Origin of the sequence: Pseudomonas capsici (assembly GCF_017165765.1) — a bacterium.
Taxonomy (GTDB): domain Bacteria; phylum Pseudomonadota; class Gammaproteobacteria; order Pseudomonadales; family Pseudomonadaceae; genus Aquipseudomonas; species Aquipseudomonas capsici.
In genome coordinates, this window is sequence record NZ_JAFGZD010000054.1 from 1 (window position 1) to 802 (window position 802).

The 802-nt window shown below is 60.7% G+C and carries 1 protein-coding gene and 1 pseudogene; both read left to right on the forward strand.

Going from position 1 to position 802, the window contains the following annotated elements; translation table 11 throughout:
- On the forward strand, positions 1 to 375 hold a 375-nt coding region (locus JSY17_RS25490; RefSeq protein WP_206403383.1), incomplete at its 5' end, for a transporter substrate-binding protein.
- 89 nt (positions 376 to 464) lie between these two features.
- Positions 465 to 802 (forward strand): annotated as a pseudogene (locus JSY17_RS25495) (urea ABC transporter permease subunit UrtB); the annotation flags it as partial.

Sequence of the window (802 nt, forward strand, 5' to 3'; positions counted from 1 at the left end):
GTGGCTGACTGGACTGCCTACGCCAAGAAGAAAAACCTGCCGGGCGCTGACAAGGCTGTGACCAACGACCCGATGGAAGCCACCTACGTGGGCATTCACATGTGGGCCCAGGCCGTCGAGAAAGCCAAGTCCACCGATGTCGACAAGGTTCGCGAAGCCATGGCCGGCCAGACCTTCGCCGCGCCGTCGGGCTTCACCCTGACCATGGACAAGACCAATCACCACCTGCACAAGCCGGTCATGATCGGTGAAGTCGAGGAGAACGGTCAGTTCAACGTGGTCTGGCAGACCAAGGAGCCGATCCGCGCCCAGCCCTGGAGCCCGTACATCCCTGGCAACGACAAGAAGCCGGATCATGCAGTGAAAAGCAACTAAGACCTAGCCACTCTCTTCGCGAATGAATTCGCTCCTGCGGGGGCAATTCATTCGCGAAATGCCTCACCGCCGACTGCCAGGCTACCGATATGCCCAAGACCCTGTACCGCCTCATTCTCACATTCGCGTTCCTGCTGCCTCTGGCAGTACACGCCAGTGATGCCGGCGACTTTGTTTCTGCCAGCTCTTCGCAACAGGCCGACCTGCTTGAAACCTGGGCAGCCAGACCTGTGCCCGAGCGTGTCGAACTGCTCGAAGCCTTGCGCGATGGACGTGTTGCCGCAGACAGCAGCAAACGCGCCTACCTCGAAAACAACGAGCAATACGTGGCCGTGGATGCCCAGGCACCTGCCGCCGCCGATGCACCCAACCCGGATGAACCGCGCAAACTGCGCCTGAACAATCGGCTGCGGGGTCTGGTCGAGAC